General features: G+C 74.6%; 16 protein-coding genes. 6 read left to right on the forward strand and 10 right to left on the reverse strand.

The window, feature by feature from the left end; translation table 11 throughout:
• Positions 1 to 49: 49 nt before the first annotated feature.
• Together ACFP3U_RS06955 and ACFP3U_RS06960 are read right to left on the reverse strand one after the other, a co-directional pair.
• Positions 50 to 874, reverse strand: coding sequence for a 3-oxoacyl-ACP reductase (locus ACFP3U_RS06955; RefSeq protein WP_380224349.1), 825 nt, complete (start codon positions 872 to 874; stop codon positions 50 to 52).
• 28 nt (positions 875 to 902) lie between these two features.
• Positions 903 to 2324, reverse strand: a complete 1422-nt coding sequence (locus ACFP3U_RS06960) for a glutamine synthetase family protein (RefSeq protein ID WP_380224351.1) — start codon at positions 2322 to 2324, stop codon at positions 903 to 905.
• 156 nt (positions 2325 to 2480) lie between these two features.
• Between ACFP3U_RS06960 and ACFP3U_RS06965 the strand changes: the two genes are divergently transcribed.
• Positions 2481 to 3218 carry a gamma-glutamyl-gamma-aminobutyrate hydrolase family protein gene (locus ACFP3U_RS06965; RefSeq protein WP_380224352.1) on the forward strand — a complete coding sequence of 246 codons (738 nt, stop codon included), beginning with the start codon at positions 2481 to 2483 and terminating at the stop codon, positions 3216 to 3218.
• 55 nt (positions 3219 to 3273) lie between these two features.
• Here ACFP3U_RS06965 and ACFP3U_RS06970 read toward each other — a convergent pair whose 3' ends face one another.
• The 7 genes from ACFP3U_RS06970 to chrA form a co-directional block, all read right to left on the reverse strand.
• Positions 3274 to 4044: an SGNH/GDSL hydrolase family protein gene (locus ACFP3U_RS06970; RefSeq protein WP_380224353.1), complete on the reverse strand. Its 771-nt coding sequence runs from the start codon at positions 4042 to 4044 to the stop codon at positions 3274 to 3276.
• Positions 4045 to 4099: 55 nt separating this feature from the next.
• The gene (locus ACFP3U_RS06975) at positions 4100 to 5320 is read right to left on the reverse strand and encodes a beta-ketoacyl-[acyl-carrier-protein] synthase family protein (RefSeq protein ID WP_380224354.1); all 1221 of its coding nucleotides are present in this window, start codon (positions 5318 to 5320) and stop codon (positions 4100 to 4102) included.
• A gap of 26 nt (positions 5321 to 5346) precedes the next feature.
• The gene (locus ACFP3U_RS06980; RefSeq protein ID WP_380224355.1) at positions 5347 to 5625 is read right to left on the reverse strand and encodes an acyl carrier protein; all 279 of its coding nucleotides are present in this window, start codon (positions 5623 to 5625) and stop codon (positions 5347 to 5349) included.
• Between the two features lie 45 nt (positions 5626 to 5670).
• On the reverse strand, positions 5671 to 7176 hold the full coding sequence (locus tag ACFP3U_RS06985; RefSeq protein ID WP_380224356.1) for an MFS transporter: 1506 nt from the start codon (positions 7174 to 7176) through the stop codon (positions 5671 to 5673).
• An 11-nt stretch (positions 7177 to 7187) separates the two neighbouring features.
• Complete coding sequence (locus ACFP3U_RS06990) at positions 7188 to 8126, reverse strand: class I SAM-dependent methyltransferase (RefSeq protein ID WP_380224357.1); 939 nt, start codon at positions 8124 to 8126, stop codon at positions 7188 to 7190.
• 32 nt (positions 8127 to 8158) lie between these two features.
• Positions 8159 to 9097: an acyl-ACP desaturase gene (locus ACFP3U_RS06995; protein ID WP_380224358.1), complete on the reverse strand. Its 939-nt coding sequence runs from the start codon at positions 9095 to 9097 to the stop codon at positions 8159 to 8161.
• Positions 9098 to 9284: 187 nt separating this feature from the next.
• Positions 9285 to 10526 (reverse strand): chromate efflux transporter, encoded by a 1242-nt coding sequence (gene chrA / locus ACFP3U_RS07000; RefSeq protein WP_380224360.1) that lies wholly within the window; start codon positions 10524 to 10526, stop codon positions 9285 to 9287.
• Positions 10527 to 10709: 183 nt separating this feature from the next.
• Here chrA and ACFP3U_RS07005 point away from each other — a divergent pair, with 183 nt between their 5' ends.
• The 5 genes from ACFP3U_RS07005 to zapE all read left to right on the forward strand — a co-directional run bounded on the left by ACFP3U_RS07005 (position 10710) and on the right by zapE (position 15220).
• Positions 10710 to 11789: a cation diffusion facilitator family transporter gene (locus tag ACFP3U_RS07005; RefSeq protein WP_380224362.1), complete on the forward strand. Its 1080-nt coding sequence runs from the start codon at positions 10710 to 10712 to the stop codon at positions 11787 to 11789.
• A gap of 55 nt (positions 11790 to 11844) precedes the next feature.
• Positions 11845 to 12744 carry a 5'-3' exonuclease gene (locus ACFP3U_RS07010; RefSeq protein WP_380224537.1) on the forward strand — a complete coding sequence of 300 codons (900 nt, stop codon included), beginning with the start codon at positions 11845 to 11847 and terminating at the stop codon, positions 12742 to 12744.
• Between the two features lie 145 nt (positions 12745 to 12889).
• Positions 12890 to 13684 (forward strand): hypothetical protein, encoded by a 795-nt coding sequence (locus ACFP3U_RS07015; RefSeq protein ID WP_380224364.1) that lies wholly within the window; start codon positions 12890 to 12892, stop codon positions 13682 to 13684.
• Complete coding sequence (locus ACFP3U_RS07020) at positions 13681 to 14025, forward strand: winged helix-turn-helix domain-containing protein (protein WP_380224365.1); 345 nt, start codon at positions 13681 to 13683, stop codon at positions 14023 to 14025. Before ACFP3U_RS07015 ends, ACFP3U_RS07020 begins: the two co-directional genes overlap by 4 nt.
• 166 nt (positions 14026 to 14191) lie before the next feature.
• The gene (gene zapE / locus ACFP3U_RS07025; RefSeq protein WP_380224366.1) at positions 14192 to 15220 is read left to right on the forward strand and encodes a cell division protein ZapE; all 1029 of its coding nucleotides are present in this window, start codon (positions 14192 to 14194) and stop codon (positions 15218 to 15220) included.
• 72 nt (positions 15221 to 15292) lie between these two features.
• Here the strand turns inward: zapE and ACFP3U_RS07030 are convergent, their stop codons facing one another.
• Entirely contained in the window at positions 15293 to 18148 is a 2856-nt protein-coding gene (locus ACFP3U_RS07030) for a DEAD/DEAH box helicase (protein WP_380224538.1), read from the reverse strand.
• Between the last annotated feature and the right edge of the window lie 7 nt (positions 18149 to 18155).

Below are 18155 nucleotides of genomic sequence, written 5' to 3' on the forward strand. Positions count from 1 at the left end.
CTCCCGGACCGGTCACACCATACGAATCAGCGACCCGCGAAGTACGGGTCTAGAGCGGGGTCACATAGGCACCGGCGATACCGCCGTCCACCAGGAACTCTCCGGCGGTGATGAAGGAGGAGTCGTCGCTGGCGAGGAAGGCGACCGCGGCGGCGATCTCCTCCGGCCGGGCGAAGCGGCCCAGCGGGATGTGCACCAGCCGGCGGGCCGCCCGCTCCGGGTCCTTGGCGAACAGCTCGCGCAGCAGCGGGGTGTCCACCGGCCCCGGGGAGAGCGCGTTGACCCGGATCCCCTCCCGGGCGAACTGCACGCCCAGCTCGCGCGACATCGCCAGCACCCCGCCCTTGGAGGCGGTGTAGGAGATCTGCGAGGTGGCCGCGCCCATCCTGGCCACGAAGCTCGCGGTGTTGATGATCGAGCCGCGCCCGTGCCGGCGCATGTACGGCAGCACGGCCTTGCAGCAGAGGTAGACCGAGGTCAGGTTGACCTCCTGGACCTTGCGCCAGGCGGCCAGCTCGGTGGTGAGGATGGAGTCGTCCTCCGGCGGGGAGATGCCCGCGTTGTTGAAGGCGACGTCCACGCTGCCGAAGGTCTCGTAGGCCTCGTCGAAGAGCGCCTCGACCATCGCCGGGTCGGTCACGTCGGTGTGCACGAAGAGGCCGCCGACCTCCTCGGCGGCCGCCTTGCCGGCGGTCTCGTCGATGTCGGCGCAGACCACCGCGGCCCCCTCGGCGGCGAGCCGGCGGGCCGAGGCGAGGCCGATCCCGCTGCCCGCGCCGGTGATCACGGCCGTCCGGCCGACCAGCCGCCTGCAGACCGGCGCGTCCGCGTCCCGGGACTCGTGGCGACGGTGGGGGTGGGCCTTCTGGGTCACCTGGTGCTCCTACTCGTGTCGATGCTGCTCACATCCGCTCGAAGGATCGGTAGCGCTCCCAGTCGGTGATCGCGCTGTCGTAGGCGTCCTGTTCGACCCGGGCCATGTGCAGGTAGTGCTCGACCACGTCGTCCCCGAAGGCGGCGCGGGCCAGTTCGCTGCCGGCCCACAGGTCGGCCGCCTCGCGCAGCGAGCCGGGCACCCGGGCGTACTCCTCGACGGCGTAGGCGTTGCCCAGGCAGGGCGCGGGCAGGTCCAGCTTCTGCTGGACGCCGTGCAGGCCGGCGGCGATCATGCCGGCCACCGCCAGGTACGGGTTGACGTCCCCGCCGGGCACCCGGTTCTCCATCCGCAGCCCGGCGCCGTGCCCGACCACCCGGTAGGCGCACGTCCGGTTGTCCCGGCCCCAGGCGACCGCGGTCGGCGCGAAGGAGCCGGGGCGGTACCGCTTGTAGGAGTTGATGTTCGGCGCGTACAGCAGGGTGAACTCGCGCAGCGCGACCAGCTGCCCCGCCAGGAAGTGCCGCATGGTGTCGGTCATCCGGCCGTCGTCGGCGGCGAACGCGGGCGCGCCCACGGCGTCCCGCAGCGACAGGTGGATGTGGCAGCTGTTGCCCTCGCGCTGGTCGTACTTGGCCATGAAGGTGAGCGCGCAGCCGAGTTGGGCGGCGATCTCCTTGGCGCCGGTCTTGTAGACGCTGTGCTGGTCGCAGGTGGTCAGCGCGTCGGTGTAGCGGAAGGCGATCTCGTGCTGGCCGAGGTTGCACTCGCCCTTGGCGGACTCCACCACCAGGCCGGCGCCGGCCATCTCGGTGCGGATCCGGGAGAGCAGCGGCTCCACCCGGGAGGTGCCCAGCAGCGAGTAGTCGACGTTGTAGAGGTTGGCCGGGGTCAGCCCGCGGTAGCCGCCCTGCCAGGCCTGCTCGTAGGTGTCACGGAACACCAGGAACTCCAGCTCGGTCCCGATGTCCGCCTCCAGGCCGTGCTCCGCGAGCCGGGCGATCTGGCGGCGCAGCAGCTGGCGGGGGGCCGGCGCCACCGGGTGGCCGCCGTGGCCGGCCAGGTCGGCGGTGACCTGGGCGGTGCCCGGTTGCCAGGGGGTGAGGCGCAGGGTCGACAGGTCGGGGCGCATCGCGAAGTCGCCGTAGCCGGTCTCCCAGGAGGAGAGCGCGTAGCCGTCGACGGTGTTGAGCTCGACGTCGACGGCCAGCAGGTAGTCGCAGGCGTCCGCGCCGTGCTCGGCCACCTCGTCCAGGAAGAAGCGGGCCGCGAAGCGCTTGCCCTGGAGCCGGCCCTGCATGTCGGTGAAGGCCATCGCGACGGTGTGCACCTCGCCCGCGTCGACCAGGGTGCGCAGCTCGTTCAGGGTCAGCGGGGCCCGCCGGTGCGGGGTGCCGGGTGCGGCGGCCCCGGGTGCGGCGGCCCCGGGTGCGGTGGTGCGGTCGGACATGGCGGACGCCCTCCTCCTCGATCACTCAGCGAGATCAAGCGGTCACAGCGAACCGTACGGCCTGGCGCGGACGGCATGGAAGAGGGCGGACGGGTGTGGCGCGCCGACAGCCGAGGTTGACGGGTGATCGGGCGGGACGGGAGGAGAATGCGCGCCATGGATCGCAGGCCTTTTGTCGGCGTCAGCACCTATCTGGTGGACGCGAGTTGGAGCGACTGGCGGGCCCGCCGGGTGGCCCTGGTGCCCGAGCGGTACACCGCGTACGTCCGGGACTCGGGCGGGGTCGCGGTGCTGCTGCCGCCCGACGCCCCCGAGCGGGCACCGGAGGTGCTGGCCCGGTTGGACGCGCTGGTCATCGCGGGCGGGCCGGACATCGACCCCGCCTACTACGGGCAGCCGCCGCACCCGATGAGCGACGTCGACACGGTCGAGCGCGACGTCTGGGAGTCCGCGCTGCTGCGGGCGGCGCTGGCGGCCGGGATGCCGCTGCTGGGGATCTGCCGGGGCATGCAGGTGCTCAACGTGGTGTGCGGGGGCACCCTGGTCCAGCACCTGCCGGACGTCGTGGAGGTGGACGTGCACGGCGGGACGCCCGGCAAGTACGGGACGCACGTGGTGCGGCCGGTGCCCGGGACGCTGCTGGGCGGGCTGCTGCCGGAGCCGGAGCTGACCGTGCCGACCTTCCACCACCAGGCGGTGGACCGGCTGGGGACCGGGCTGCGGGTGAGCGCGCACGCGCCGGACGGGACGGTGGAGGCGGTGGAGGGGCCGGGGTTCACGCTCGGGGTGCAGTGGCATCCGGAGCAGGGCGACGATCTGCGGGTGATGCAGGCACTGGTGCGGGCCGCCACGGCGGCGCGGTCGGTGCAGCTGGAGCCGGTCGAGGTCGGGTAGGGCCCGGTGGTCCTCCTTCGGATCCTGCCGGGCGCCCGGCAGGATCCGAAGGGCACTAGCGGTGGGTGGCGGGGACCGGGGCGGGGAGGGCGTCGGCGGCGGTGAGGAGGGCGGGGAGCATCCGGGTGGCGTGTTCGGCGTAGCCCCGGGGGGACGGGTGGACGCCGTCGGGGCCGAGGAGGTGGTCGGCCCGGTCGCGGAACTCGGGGCCCGAGGAGACGGCCACCGGGGTGCCGGTGCGTTCGGCGGCCCGGGTCTGGCGGTGGGCGAGGCGGCGGGAGCGGGGTGCGCCGAGGAGGCGGGCCGGGGCGCGGAAGCCGGGGGCGTGGCCGGGGTCCGGGCAGGGCACCACGACCGGGTGCCAGCCGGTGTCGCGGAGCCGCTGGAGCACCACGGCGAAGCGGCGGGCGGCGCGGCCGACCGGGAGCGGGAGGAGTGCGTCGTTGCCGCCGACGATCAGCACCGCGAGGCCGGGCCGCATCCGGTCCGCCCGGGTGACCTGGTGCCGCAGGGCCGCGGTGGTGGCGCCGACCCGGGCGAGGACCCGCAGCTCGACGGGGCGGTCGAGGTGCTCGCCGAGGGCCTGCGCGAGGCGGGCGCCGAGGGTCTCCTCGGGCCGGGTGGCGCCGAAGCTCCGGGCGAGCGAGTCGCCGAGCATCAGCAGGGTGAGCGGCTGGGGGTCGGCGGGTTCGGCCGGGCCGTAGCGGCCGTCGGCGGGCGGGACGGTCCAGTCGGCGGGCGGGCGGCGCATCAGCAGCCGGTTGTAGAGGAGGGCGGCGGTGAGCCGGGCCCGGGCGAGCGGCCGGCGGGTGGCGGGGGTGGGCATGGCGGGCTCCGGGGGCGGGACGGCGGCGGGGGCGGGGTTGAGTGGTGGTGGCGGCTCAGGCGGTGGTGAGGACGACGGCCGCGTTCTGCCCGCCGAACCCGCTGGAGACCGAGACGGCGGCGTCCAGGGCGAGCCGTCTCGGCACCTTGGCGACCACGTCGAGGCCGAGGGCCTCGTCGGGCCGTTCGAGGTTGGCGGTGGGCGGGACCAGTCCGTGCTGGAGGGTGAGCACGGTGACCGCCGCCTCGATCGCTCCGGCACCGCCCATGGTGTGGCCGATCGCGCCCTTGAGCGAGGTGACCGGCGGCGGCCGGTGGAAGACCCGGTGCAGGGCCGCCGCCTCGGCCGTGTCGTTCAGTCGGGTGCCGGTGCCGTGCGCGTTGACGTGCCCGATGTCGTGCGGGGCGAGTCCGGCGTCGGCGAGGGCCGCCCGGATCGCCCGGGCCAGGCCCTCACCCCCGGGGTGCGGGGCGGTGAAGTGGTGGGCGTCGGCGGTGGAGCCGTGGCCGGCCAGGTAGGCGCGCGGCCTCGCGCCGCGCGCCCGGGCGTGCGCGACCCGCTCCAGCACCAGGACGCCCGCGCCCTCGCCGAGCACGAAGCCGTCCCGGTCCGCCTCGAAGGGGCGGGACGCGCCGGCCGGGTCGTGGCGTCGCCGGGAGAGCGCGCCGAGCCGGTCGAAGGCGGTGGCCACCATCGGTGCCCGGGGGCAGTCGGTGCCGCCGGCGAGGACGAGGTCGCAGGTACCGGCCCGGAGCAGGTCGCAGGCGACGGCGAGGGCGGTGGTACCGGAGGCGCAGGCGGTGCTGGTGACGAGGTTGGGCCCGCGGGCACCGAGGTCGAGGCCGACCTCGCCGGCGGCCATGTTCGGGATCGAGCGGGGCAGCATCAGCGGGGAGACGAGGTCGGCCCGGCCGTCGGCGAGCCGGGCGTACTCGGTTTCGTAGGTGAGGGTGCTGTTGGCGCTGACGCCGAGGACGACGCCGACCCGGGCGGCGTCCCAGGCCGACGGGTCGAGCCCGGCGTCGGCGACGGCCTCGCGGGCGGCCAGGACGGCGAGTTGGGCGAAGCGGTCGAGCCTGCGGACCAGCCGGCCGCCGAGCAGCTCAGCCGGTTCGAATCCGTCGGCCTGGCAGGAGAAGTCGACGGCCAGGCCCGCGAGCCGGGGGTCGGTACGGGCGGTGGACGTGCCGTCGAGCAGGCGGGCCCAGCTCGCCCCGGCGCCGAACCCGGCGGGTGTGACCAGGCCGAGCCCGGTCACGGCGACCGCCCGTGTCAAGCGGGTGCTGCGAGTGCCGGGGGTGCTCAACTGACGGCGCTCGACGCGAGGGTGGTGCTCGCGGCGGTCGCGGGATCCGCGGCCCGGGCGGCGTCCGCGCGGGCGGCCAGGTCTCCGAGGGTGGACTCGGGGCGGATGTCGCTGACGGTCGCGCCGATCCGCTCCTCGACCAGCAGGGAGAGTTCGACCAGGGCGAGGCTGTCCAGCTCCAGCGAGGCGAGCGTGGCCCCGGGCGCGACCCGGTCGGCCGGAACGTCGAACTCGGTGACCAGGCAGTCGCGCAGGACGGTGAAGGTGTCGGACATGGGGTTCCTCTCGGGAGATGGTGGGAGGGGTGACGGGTTCGGTGGTCAGCCCGGTTCGGGTGCCGCCGGGGCCGCCGGACAGGTGGCCGCTGCCGAAGGTTCGCGGCCGGGCAGCCGGAACCAGGCGAGCAGGACGGCCAGCACGGCGACCGCCGCGCCGACTTGGGCGGCGGCGCTCAGGCCCTCGGTGAACGCGGCCCGGTCGCCCGGTGCGGCGTCGGCCGCGACCGTGGCGAGCACGGAGCCGAGCACCGCCACGCCGAGCGTCGAACCGACCTGCCGGGTGGCGTCGTTGAGGGCCGAGCCGACCCCGGCCATGGCCAACGGCACGGCGCTCATCACGAGTTCGGTGGCGACCGGCGCGAGCAGACCCGCGCCGAGCCCGGCGACCGCCTCGAAGAGGAGCACCGGGGCGTCCCCCGTCTCCGCTTCGAGCAGGGCGAGTTGGACGAATCCGGCGGCGATCAGCAGCTGGCCGGCGGCCACCGGCACCCGGGCCCCGGCATGTCGGGCGACCACCGGCCCCAGAACGGCGCCGACGGCCAGCCCCAGCGAGAGCGGCACCATCCGCAGCCCGGCCTGCCAGGCCGAGAGGCCGCGCACCTGCTGGAGGTGGAGGGTGAGCAGGAACAACGCGCCGAACATCGCGAAGGACATCAGCGCCAGGCTGGCCGTGGCCGGCCAGACCGGCCCGCCGCGCAGCAGCCGGAAGGGCACCATCGGTGCGGCGCAGCGGAGTTGGCGCCAGAGGAAGAGGGCGAGCAGCCCGGCGGAGGCGGCGAACGCCGCGAGCACCGCGGCGCTGGTCCAGCCCCGTCCCGGCGCCTCGATGACACCCCAGACCAGGGTGAGCAGGGCGGCGCAGGAGAGCGGTGCGCCGAGCCGGTCCAGCGGTCGGGCCTCGGGGTCGCGGGACTCGGGGACGACCGGGGTGACCGCCAGGATCACGGCCACCACGGGGAGGTTCAGCCAGAACGCGGCCTGCCAGCCGTGCCGTTCGACCAGCCAGCCGCCGACCACCGGGCCGAACAGTGCGCCGACGCCGGCCACCGCCGCCCAGATGCCGATCGCCCGCCGCCGGTCCTCCGGCGCGTCCAGCACATGGACGACGGTGGAGAGCGTGGCGGGCATGAAGAGCGCCGCGCCGAGGCCCATCGCGCAACGGGCGGCGACGAGTTGGCCGGGGGTGCCGCCGAGCGCGCCGGCCACCGAGGCGAGCGCGCAGAGCGCGAGTCCGGCGGCGAACGCGCGGCGCCGCCCGTACCGGTCGCCGAGGGCGCCGGCGGCGAGGACGCAGCCGCCGAGGGCGAGCGCGTAGCCGTCGACGATCCACTGCGTCCCGGCGAGGGTGGGGCCGAGTTCGGCGCGCAGGCCGGGGATCGCCACGTTGAGCACGGTGAAGTCGAGACCGAGCAGGAAGAGCGCGGAGCAGACGACGCCCACCGCGCCCCACGCCCGCCGCCTCCCCACCGGCCCGGGGGCGTCGGGGACGGCGGGGGTGTCGGGGACGGCGGTGTCGGGGACGGCGGCGGGGGCGGAGGAGGGTTGCATGCGGCCGGCCCTCAGGCCGCCGGCCGGAGCGGCTCGTCGCGCCGCCGGAACCCGATCCGGTAGAGGGTGGCCGCGCCGCGCAGGAAGGTGACTTCGCAGGCCCGCAGGTACCGGCGGTAGCGGCGGTAGCCGTCCGGGCCGACGAGTCGCTCGGCCTCCGCGCGGGCCCGCAGCAGCCGGGCGGACCAGGCCCCCAGGGTGCGGGCGTAGTCCTCGGCCGAGGCTCGGACGAGGACGACGGCGAAGTACGGGTCGCTCGCGAGGACGATCTCGCCCAGCCGGGGCAGCACCGCGCCGGGGAAGATCTCGGCGGCGACGAACGCGCCGACCGGGCCGTCGCCGCCGAGTACGCCGTCGTACGCGATGGTCTGCAGCGACATCCGGGCACCGGGACGCAGCCAGCCGTGGCAGCGCTCGAAGTAGGCGCGGTAGGCGGCGAGTCGGGCGGCGGCGTCCAGGTCGGCGGTGGCGAAGTGCTCGAAGGCGCCGACCGAGACGATGCCGTCGTACGGCCGCTCGGGCCGGTGGCCGTCCCAGCTCTCCAGTCGGACGTCGACGCCGGGCAGTCCGAGCGACCGGACGTGGGCCTGCTGGGCCCGGGAGAGGGTGAGCCCGGTGGCCTCGGCGGCCCGGCCGGTGCCGACGGCGCGGGCGAGCAGGCCGCCCCAGCCGCAGCCGACGTCGAGCAGGCGCAGCCCGGCCCCGGGGGCGGCGCCGGCCAGGTCGAGGTGGAGGTCGAGCTTGGCGCGCTGGGCGCGGGGCAGGGACGTGGTGTCGGGCTCGGCGGGGTCGATGCCGTCCCAGACGGCGGCGGAGTAGCTGAGCGTCTCGTCGAGCCAGAGGGCGTAGAAGTCGTTGCCGAAGTCGTAGTGGAACTCGATGTCGGCGGCGCTGGTGCCGACGGTCGCGGTGCCGTCGGTGGTGGCGGTGTCGTCGAGGGTGGTGGTCATGCCTCTCCTGTCCGGGGGGCGGGGAACGCGGGTCAGTTGCGGGCCGCGCGGGCGTCGAGCGCCCGCGCGCGGCGTTCGACGAACCGGGCGGCGCGGGCGTCGAGCCGGGCGAGGTGCTCGGCGAGCCCGTCGCGGGCCCGCTCGCCGTCCGGGCCGAGTCCGGTCAGTTCGAAGACCCGCAGGGAGCGGAGCAGCGGGGCGAGCACCTCGTCGTGGTGGACCCGCAGGTCGTAGACGCCGGCGACGGCGATCTCGCCGGCCAGGGCGGCGAAGCCGGGCATGCCCTGGCCGGGCATGGCGAACGCGCGGACCGTGGCGTCGAGCCGGAGGAGCACCTCGTCGGGGTCCAACTCCAGTGCGGCGCGCAGCAGTTCGCGATAGAAGACCATGTGCAGGTTCTCGTCCTGGGCGACCCGGGCGAGCAGCCGGTCGCAGACCGGGTCGCCGCTGAGCCGGCCGGTGTTGCGGTGGCTGACCCGGGTGGCCAGCTCCTGGACGGCGGCGTAGGCCACCAGGCCGAGCACGCCGTCCGGCACGGGCAGGGTGCCGGTGGCGAGCTGGGCCGCCCGGGCGCGCTCCAGGGCGACCGGGTCCACGGCGCGGGTGGCGTGCAGGTAGGCGCGGATGGCGGCGGCGTGCCGGTCCTCCTCCGCCGTCCAGTGGTGCAGCCAGGCACCCCAGGCGCCGTCGCGGGAGGTCTGCGCGCCGATGGTCCAGTGGTAGCCGGGGAGGTTGTCCTCGGTGAGCAGGTTGACCACCAGGGCGGAGCGGACGGCGGGGGCGAGCGCGGACTGCTCCGGCCGCCAGGGCTCGCCGCCGAGCGGTCCGTCGAAGTCCCGGCCGAGGCTCCACGGCACGTACTGGTGCGGGAACCACTCGCGCGCGGCGTTGATATGACGATTCATCAATTCGTCCGCGACGGGCTCCAGTTCGGAGAGCCAGTGGACGGCTCGCGCCGCGTTGATCTTCACGGGCGTCGATCGTGGCGCAGGCGCACGGGGGCGCGCAAACCGGGCTCACCCGGTCGAGTGAGCCCCCCGCGCCAAGTTCACGCCGGAGGCCCAGTGGCCGGGCGGGTCGGCGTGCCTGGGCGGACCGGAGCCGTCCGGACGGGCCGGAGCGTGCGGGCGGGCCTCAGCGTCCGAACGGGCCGGAGCCTCAGGCCGGCGGCAGTCCGGCGGCCACGGCCAGGACCCCGGCCGCCCCGGCGGCCAGCAGGGTGAGCACCACGCCGCGCCGGGCGAGCACCAGCCAGAGCAACGCCGCCGCGAGGACGCCCCACTGCCAGCCGTACCCGAGCGCGGCGGCGAGCGGCAGCGCCGAGCCCGCGATGGCGCCGACCACGGCCGGCCCGGCGCCGGTGAGGAAGTCCTGCACCCGCCGGTCGGCCCGGAGCCGGTCGAAGTGCCGGCCGCCGAGGATCACGAAGAGGAAGGACGGCGCGAAGGCGACCGCCGCCGCGAGCAGCCCGCCGGCGATCCCGGCGGCGGCGTAGCCGACCACGGCGACCGTGTGCACCACCGGCCCGGGGGTGACCTGGCCGAGGGCGACGGCGTTGAGGAACTGTCCGTCGGTCATCCAGTGGTAGCGGTGGACGGCGTCGTCCCGCATCAGCGGGATGATCACGAACCCTCCCCCGTACGAAAGCGCACCCACCTTGAACGCCACCCAGGCCACCGCGCCGAGCCCACCGAGCGCGCCGAGCGCGAGCGGCCCGGTGGCGAGCGGCAGCCCGGCGGCCCGCCCGCCCATGCCTCCGGTGCGGCCGTCCGGGGCGGGTCCGTTCGAGGGGCCGCGTCCGCGTCCTCGTCCCCGGACGGCGATCTCGGTCAGCCCGGCGGCGATCAGCACCAGCACCAGCCAGGGCCCGGTCAGGACCGCCGCCGCCGCTCCGGCCAGCGCGTACCCGGTCCAGCGGGCGCGGGCGGACCGGGCCCGGCCCATCCGGCCGAAGCTGGCCGGGACCAGCGAGGTCGCCGCCTGCACGGCGACCGCCGGTACGGCCGCCCCGGCGCCGGCGGCGGCCCCGAGCACCCACAGCGGCGGATCGCCGGCCAGGAACAGCACCGAGAGCGCCAGGATCAGCACCAGCCCGGGCCCGATGAAGCAGGCCCCGCCGACCAGCGCGCCCGGCAGCCCGCGCAGCCGCCAGGCGGTGAAGACGGCAAGCTGGGTGGAGGCCGGTCCTGGCAGGAGGTTGGTCGCCGCGATGCCGTCCTCGAACTCCTCCGGGGTCAGCCACCGCCGCCGCTCCACGCAGAGCCGGCGCAGCAGCAGGATGTGCGCGGGCGGCCCGCCGAAGCCGGTGATCCCGATCCGGCCCCACTCCCGGGCGATCGTGCCGAGGCCGACCACCCGTCCGGACTCCCCGGCCCCTCCGATGTGCGAATCCGGCAGCATGCGCGTCTCCCCTGTTCAGTGGCGGCGCGACGATACCGGACGGGGGTTACGGCACGGCAATGACAACGGTCTCCAATGCAGCCTTTGGATCTTCGTTCGATGTGCGGTTCACTTCGAGTGCGGGGTCGACACGCACTCCGCCCCTTACCTCCATGCGTTCCTGAGCCCCGGGAGAGGACGTCGATGGCCGGCCACGAACACTCCGACCATGATCATGAGCATGACCACGAGCCGGTCCACAGCGCCCACTCCCACGGTGGCCACGCGCACGGCGGCGGCCACGGTGGCCACGGCGGCCACTCGCACGGCGTCGCCGCCGACGCCGACCGCCGGTGGCTGCTGAGCGCCCTCGCGCTGATCGTGGTGTTCATGGCCGGCGAGGTGGTGGTCGGCCTCGCTGCCGAGTCGCTGGCGCTGATCTCGGACGCCGCGCACATGCTCACCGACGCCGCTTCGATCGCCCTCGCGCTGATCGCCATGCGGCTAGCCGCCCGCCCGGCGCGCGGCGGTTACACCTACGGGCTCAAGCGCGCCGAGATCCTCTCCGCGCAGGCCAACGGCGTCACCCTGCTGATCCTGTCGGCCTGGCTCGGCTACGAGGCGATCAGCCGGCTGCTCGATCCGCCGGAGGTGACCGGTTCGCTGGTCCTGATCACCGCGCTGGTCGGGATCGTGGTGAACCTGGCCGCCACCTGGTGCATGTCCAAGGCCAACCGCAGCTCGCTGAACGTCGAGGGCGCGTTCCAGCACGTCCTCACCGACCTGTACGCGTTCATGGCCACCGCCGTGGCCGGCCTGATCGTGGTGACCACCGGCTTCGCCCGGGCCGACTCGATCGCCTCCCTCATCGTGGTCGCGCTGATGCTGAAGGCGGGCATCGGCCTGGTCCGCGACTCCGGGCGGATCTTCCTGGAGGCCGCGCCCGCCGGGATCGACCCGGACGCGGTGGCCGACCGGCTGGTCGCCCAGCCGCTGGTCGAGGAGATCCACGACCTGCACATCTGGGAGATCACCTCCGGCCAGCCCGCGCTCTCCGCGCACATCCTGGTCACCCCGGGCGGCGACTGCCACGCCGTACGGCGCGAACTCCAGCGCCGGCTGTCCGGCGAGTACGGGATCACCCACAGCACCCTCCAGGTCGACCACGTCGGCGAGGACGAGGCGGGCGCCCTGCTGCAGATCACCGACCCGGGCGACCTCACCCCCGATCACTGCGCCGACGCCCACGGCCCCGTCCACCGCGCCGGCCCGCACGAGCACTAAGCCGTTCCCGTCGGTGCGGTACGGCATGATCGGAGGCGTGACCGCACCCCGCCTGATGCTGCTCGACTCCGCCAGCCTCTACTTCCGGGCCTACTTCGGCGTACCGGACACCCTGCGCTCGCCGCAGGGTGAGCCGGTCAACGCCGTCCGAGGCCTGCTGGACTTCATCGCCCGGCTGGTCCACGACCACCGGCCCGACCAGCTGGTCGCCTGCATGGACGCCGACTGGCGCCCGCAGTGGCGGGTGGACCTCATCCCCTCGTACAAGACCCACCGGGTCGCCGAGGCCGCCCAGGACGGCGAGGAGGAGGTGCCGGACACCCTCGCCCCGCAGGTCCCGGTGATCGAGCAGGTGCTGGACGCGCTCGGCATCGCCCGGATCGGCTCCGCCGGCTACGAGGCGGACGACGTCATCGGCACGCTGACCACGCAAGCCACCGGGCCGGTGCAGATCGTCACCGGCGACCGCGACCTCTTCCAGCTGGTCGACGACGCCCGCGCGATCACCGTGCTCTACCCCGTCAAGGGCATGGGCAACCTCCAGGTCACCGATGACGCGGTGCTCCAGGAGAAGTACGGCGTGCGCGGCGCCCAGTACGCCGACCTGGCCGCCCTGCGCGGCGACCCGAGCGACGGCCTGCCGGGCGTCAAGGGCATCGGCGAGAAGACGGCGGCCCAGCTGATCCACGAGTACGGCGACCTCTCCGGCATCCGCGCCGCCGCGCAGGACATCGGCTCCGGGCTCACCCCGGCCCGGCGCCGCAACCTGCTGGAGGCCTCGGCCTACCTGGACGTGGCGCCGACCGTGGTCGGCGTGGCCACCGACGCGCCGCTGCCCGCGTTCGACCCGGCCCTGCCGAGCGAGCCGCTCGACCCGATGACCCTGGAGGCGCTCGCCGCCCGCTGGGGTCTCGGTACCTCGCTGGAGCGCGTCCTGGAGGCCCTGTCCCGCTGATCCCCCCTACCTCCGCACCCCGCAGGGGCCCGTCGCACCGCGCGACGGGCCCCTGCGCTTTGCTTTGCCATCCCGTGAGCTCTTGACTGCAAGCTACTTTGCATTGCAAAGTTCAGTCACTGACACGACGTCACCAGGGGTGGACATGGACACACTGCACCGGGACAGCCCGGCCGAACTGCTCGCCGCGGCGGAGGGGCTGCGCGCCCGGGCCCGCACCCGCCTGCGCGGCGAGGGCGTCCCGCTGCTCGGCTTCGGGCTGCTGGCCCTGGCCGCCGCGCCGATCGCCGGGCAGGCCTACAACTTCGGGGCCAACGGTCGGAGCATCGACTCCTACCCCGCCTTCGCCTATGCGCAGCTCACCGGCCTGTGCGTACCGCACGCGCCCGGTGCCGACTGCGAGCCAGGCGAGTTCGACGGGGCCGTGCTCCGCTTCCTCGGCTGGGGCGTGTGGTTCGCGCTGCTGCCGCTCGCCTGGTTCGCCCTGGCCCGCTGGTACCGGCGGCGCGGCGAGGCCCGCGGCATCGTCCCGCACCGCAGCGCCTGGCTCGGCGCCACGGCCGGCGCCGGGGTCCTGGTCGCCGCCGTCCTGATGGCGCTGCTGTTCGCCGACCGGATGCCGTTCGCGCTGTCCGTCCTCGGCAACACCTACGCCTCGCCCTGGTACGTGGTCGGCATCGGGCTGCTCGTGCTCGGGCTGACCGAGCGCAGCCCGCTGGTCGCGGGGGCGGGCGCCGTCCACACCGGGCTGCTCACCGGCTACCTCTCGGCGTCCTGGGACAGCGGCTGGCTGCCGTGGCTCCACCGCTCCGGCAGCGACTGGGCCGACGGCCCCGGGCTGAAGGCCCTGCTGCTGGCCGGCGTGCTGCTGGCCGCCGGCCTCGCCCAGTGGACCGCGGCACGCCGGACGCCCGGCGCATCCCTTACGGTCACCTCATGAGCGTTGCGGACGACACCGAGGAGCGGCATCCGACCCTGGCCCTGGACGACACCGTCCACCAGCGGGTCCGGCTCGGGATCCTGGCGGTCGCCCGCGAGGCCGAGAGCGTCGAGTTCGCCTTCCTCAAGCAGGAGCTCGGCCTCACCGACGGCAACCTCTCGCGCCATCTGAAGGTCCTGGAGGACTCCGGCCTGGTCGCGGTCACCAAGGGCTACGCCGGACGCCGCCCGCGCACCTGGGTCACCCTCACCTCGGGGGGCGCCGAGGCCCTCGACCGTGAACTCCGCGCCCTGCGCGAACTGGTCCGCCGCCTCGACGCGGCCGGCCCGCCACCGGCCTGAGACCGCTGACACCGGCCTGAGACCGCTGACACCGGCCTGAGACCACCGTCGCGCACAGGAAGTCGGCCGGTCCGACTTCCTGTGCGCGAGCCGATCTGAAATGATCATGGCGCGCCGCCGGGGGGACGGGCCGGTCGGCCGTGGACCTGGACCAGGGGGCGGGCAGATGCTGGAGACCTTCGAACGAGCGGCCCGGCAGGCCGGATTCACCCTCGACGACGCCCAACGCGCCGCCGCCACCCGGCTCTCCCGCCTCGGCACCGAACTCGCCGGGCGCCGACGCCTCTTCGCCGGCCCGCCCCCGCGCGGGCTCTACGTCTGGGGCCCGGTCGGCCGCGGCAAGAGCTGGCTCACCGAGACCTTCTACGAAGCACTCCCCCTCCCCCGCAAGCACCGCGTGCACTTCCACGCGTTCTTCCGGGAGTTCCACACGGTGTACGCGCGCCACCGCCGGGAGCGCAACGCCTGCGACCTGGCCGTCGCGGAACTGCTCGGCGACTGCCGGCTGCTCTTCTTCGACGAGTTCCACGTGCACGACCCGGGCGACGCCATGATGATGGGCCGGGTCCTCACCTCGCTCTTCGAGCGGAGGATCACCCTGGTGGCCACGTCGAACTACCCGCCCGCCGGCCTGCTGCCGAACCCGGTGCACCACCACATGTTCGAGCCGACCATCAAGCTGCTCGAAGCCTCGCTGGACGTCGTCGAGGTCGCCGGCCCCCGCGACTACCGCGGCGAACGCCCCGCCCAGGGCGCCCGTTCACGCTTCGAGACCGGACGCTATCTCGGCCCGGCCGACCCCCGGCAGCTCCGCGCCGCCGGCCTCGAACCGCCCACGGCCGACGAGCGCCGGCAGCTCGACGTCGGCGGGCGCACCCTCACCGCCCGCGCCGTACGCGGCTCCCTGGTCTGGTTCGACTTCCACGAGCTGTGCGCGGAACGCACCTCCACCATCGACTTCCTGACGCTGGCCGACCGCTACGACACCTGGGTCCTCGCCGGCCTGCCCCGCCTCTCCTCGACCGACCGCGACGCCGCCCAGCGCTTCGCCAACCTCGTCGACGTCCTCCACGACCGCGACGCCCGGCTCCACCTCGTCGCCGACGCCCCGCTCGCCGAGGCCCTGCACGGCGACGCCCTCCCGCTCGACATCGCCCGCACCGCCAGCCGGCTGCGACTCCTCACCCCCGCCTGACCCGCACCTGGGCAGCGCGATGCCGGGCTTCGAAAGGGTTCGAAGCCCGGCATGACCCGGCCGCGAAAGCGGTCAGCTGACGGAGGAGTAGGCGATGATGCCGCGGCGGAGGCCGTCGACGGCCTTCCGAGCGTTCTTGCGGAGGTCCGCGTCCTCGCCGGCGGCGTCCTGGATCTGGCCCAGGACGTCGATCAGCTGCTTCGTCCAGCGGACGAAGTCACCGGCCGGCATGTCGGCGTCGCGCAGGACGGAGTCCAGCGAGTGGCCGAGCGCCCAGCGGTAGGCGACCCAGGCGAAGCCGAGGTCGGGTTCGCGCTGGCCGACGCCCTCTGCGGTGTTGATCCGGTGCTGCTCCTCCAGCGCGTCCAGGTGGCCCCAGATGCGGACCATCTCGCCGAGCGCCGTCTTCGCCGCGCCCTCCGGCACCCGGGGGGCGGTGGCGTCGTCGGACTGGCGCGCCTCGTAGACGAGCGCCGAGGCGCAGGCGGCGAGTTCGGCGGGGGCGAGTTCGCTCCACACGCCCTCGCGGATGCACTCCGAGGCGAGCAGGTCGAGTTCGCCGTAGAGCCGGCCGAGCCGCTTGCCGTCCGCGGTGACGGTGTCGCCGCTGAGGTAGCCGAGGTCGGTGAGCAGCCCGCAGACCCGGTCGAAGGTGCGCGCGATGGTGTGCGTGCGGGAGCGCATCCGGCGTTCCAGCAGCTCGGTGTCGCGGTGCAGCCGGTGGTAGCGCTCGGACCAGCGGGCGTGGTCCTCGCGCTCGTCGCAGCCGTGGCACGGGTGCTGGCGCAGTACGGTGCGCAGCCGGGTGATCTCCGGGTCGTCGGCGGCGGCCGCCCGGCCGCGCCGGAACCGCTCGGGCTCCAGGTGGCCGGCCTTGGTGCGCAGCGCCGAGGCGAGGTCGCGCCGGGACTGCGGGCTGCGGGGGTTGAAGGACTTGGGGATGCGCAGCCGGTCGATCGCGGCGACCGGGTGCGGGAAGTCGATCATCGCCAGCCGCTTGACCTGCCGCTCGGCGGTGAGCACCACCGGGCGCGGCCCGTCCTGGTAGTCGGGGTGGCGCAGGCCGCCGCGCGGTGAGCGGTTGACCGGCGGCAGGCCCGGGTCGAGGACGAGGGCGAGGCCGGCGAACTTGCCGGTGGGGACGTGGATGACGTCGCCGGGCTTGAGGTGCTCGATGGACTCGATGGCGGCGGCCCGGCGCTGGCTGCTGCCCTCGCGGGCGAGGTCGTTCTCCCGGTCCTTGAGCTGGCGGCGCAGCGCCATGTACTCCTCGAAGTCGCCGAGGTGGCAGGTCATGGACGCGCGGTAGCCGTCCAGGCCCTCCTCGTTGCGCTGGACCTGGCGGGCGATGCCGACCACCGAGCGGTCGGCCTGGAACTGCGCGAAGGACGTCTCCAGCAGTTCGCGCGAACGGTGTCGGCCGAACTGGGAGACCAGGTTGACGGCCATGTTGTAGGACGGCCGGAACGAGGACTTGAGCGGGTAGGTGCGGGTGCCGGCGAGGCCGGCCAGCGCCTCCGGGTCGAGGCCGCGCTGCCAGAGCACGACGGCGTGGCCCTCGATGTCGATGCCGCGCCGGCCGGCCCGGCCGGTGAGCTGGGTGTACTCGCCGGGGGTGATGTCGGCGTGGGTCTCGCCGTTCCACTTGACGAGCTTCTCCATGACCACGGAACGGGCCGGCATGTTGATGCCGAGGGCCAGGGTCTCGGTCGCGAAGACGGCCTTGACCAGACCCTTCACGAACAGCTCCTCGACCACTTCCTTGAACCGGGGCAGCATGCCGGCGTGGTGGGCGGCGATGCCGCGCTCCAGTCCGTCCAGCCACTCGAAGTAGCCGAGGACGTGGAGGTCCTCGTCGGGGATGTCGGCGCAGCGCTCCTCGACGAGGGCGCGGACCAGGGCGCGGTCGGCGTCCTTGTTGAGCCGCAGGCCGGAGGAGAGGCACTGCTGGACGGCGGCCTCGCAGCCGGCCCGGCTGAAGATGAAGGTGATCGCGGGCAGCAGGCCCTCGGCGTCGAGCCGGTCGATGACGTCGACCCGGCCCGGGGTCCAGACCTTGCCGGGGCGCCCGTTGGGCATGGAGCGGCCGCGCCCGCGCCCGAACTTGTCGCGCGGGTTGCGGTCCAGCTCGCTGCGGGCGAGGCGGACCAGCTCGGGGTTGACGGCCTTGCCGGGGTTGCGCAGGTTGTTCCTGGGGCGGCCGTCCCGGTCCGGGCTGGCGAACAGGTCGTACATCCGGTTGCCGGCCATCACGTGCTGCCAGAGCGGGACGGGCCGGTGCTCGGAGACGATCACCCTGGTGCCGCCGCGGACGGTGTCCAGCCAGTCGCCGAACTCCTCGGCGTTGGACACCGTCGCGGAGAGCGAGACCAGGGTGACGGACTCGGGGAGGTGGATGATGACCTCCTCCCAGACGGCGCCGCGGAAGCGGTCGGCGAGGTAGTGGACCTCGTCCATCACCACGTAGCCGAGGCCGTCGAGGGTGCTGGAGCCCGCGTAGAGCATGTTGCGGAGCACCTCGGTGGTCATCACCACGACCGGGGCGTCGCCGTTGACGGAGTTGTCGCCGGTGAGCAGCCCGACCTTGGCGGCGCCGTAGCGCTTGACGAGGTCGCCGTACTTCTGGTTCGACAGCGCCTTGATCGGCGTCGTGTAGAAGCACTTGCGCCCGCCCTGGAGGGCGAGGTGGACGGCGAACTCGCCGACGATGGTCTTGCCGGATCCGGTGGGAGCGGCGACCAGGACGCCCTCGCCGGCCTCCAGGGCGCGGCAGGCCTCCAGCTGGAAGTCGTCCAGCGGGAAGTCGTACAGCTGCTGGAAGCCGTACAGGGCGGTGGCCTGCTCCTTGGCCCGCCGGCGGGAGGCCGCGAAGGCCTCGGCGGGGCTGAGCTCCCGGTCGTCGGAGGGCTCGGGCTCAGGGGTGTTCATCGCCGTC

This window comes from Kitasatospora misakiensis (assembly GCF_042656005.1).
GTDB classification, from domain to species: domain Bacteria; phylum Actinomycetota; class Actinomycetes; order Streptomycetales; family Streptomycetaceae; genus Kitasatospora; species Kitasatospora misakiensis.

Coding starts and splice junctions, on each gene's coding strand:
- ACFP3U_RS06960 (WP_380224351.1), bottom strand. CDS start 2,324: ATGTCCGACCGCACCACCGCACCCGGGGCCGCCGCACCCGGGGCCGCC.
- ACFP3U_RS06965 (WP_380224352.1), top strand. CDS start 2,481: ATGGATCGCAGGCCTTTTGTCGGCGTCAGCACCTATCTGGTGGACGCG.
- ACFP3U_RS06970 (WP_380224353.1), bottom strand. CDS start 4,044: ATGCCCACCCCCGCCACCCGCCGGCCGCTCGCCCGGGCCCGGCTCACC.
- ACFP3U_RS06980 (WP_380224355.1), bottom strand. CDS start 5,625: ATGTCCGACACCTTCACCGTCCTGCGCGACTGCCTGGTCACCGAGTTC.
- ACFP3U_RS06985 (WP_380224356.1), bottom strand. CDS start 7,176: ATGCAACCCTCCTCCGCCCCCGCCGCCGTCCCCGACACCGCCGTCCCC.
- ACFP3U_RS06990 (WP_380224357.1), bottom strand. CDS start 8,126: ATGACCACCACCCTCGACGACACCGCCACCACCGACGGCACCGCGACC.
- chrA (WP_380224360.1), bottom strand. CDS start 10,526: ATGCTGCCGGATTCGCACATCGGAGGGGCCGGGGAGTCCGGACGGGTG.
- ACFP3U_RS07005 (WP_380224362.1), top strand. CDS start 10,710: ATGGCCGGCCACGAACACTCCGACCATGATCATGAGCATGACCACGAG.
- ACFP3U_RS07010 (WP_380224537.1), top strand. CDS start 11,845: ATGCTGCTCGACTCCGCCAGCCTCTACTTCCGGGCCTACTTCGGCGTA.
- ACFP3U_RS07015 (WP_380224364.1), top strand. CDS start 12,890: ATGGACACACTGCACCGGGACAGCCCGGCCGAACTGCTCGCCGCGGCG.
- ACFP3U_RS07020 (WP_380224365.1), top strand. CDS start 13,681: ATGAGCGTTGCGGACGACACCGAGGAGCGGCATCCGACCCTGGCCCTG.
- zapE (WP_380224366.1), top strand. CDS start 14,192: ATGCTGGAGACCTTCGAACGAGCGGCCCGGCAGGCCGGATTCACCCTC.
- ACFP3U_RS07030 (WP_380224538.1), bottom strand. CDS start 18,148: ATGAACACCCCTGAGCCCGAGCCCTCCGACGACCGGGAGCTCAGCCCC.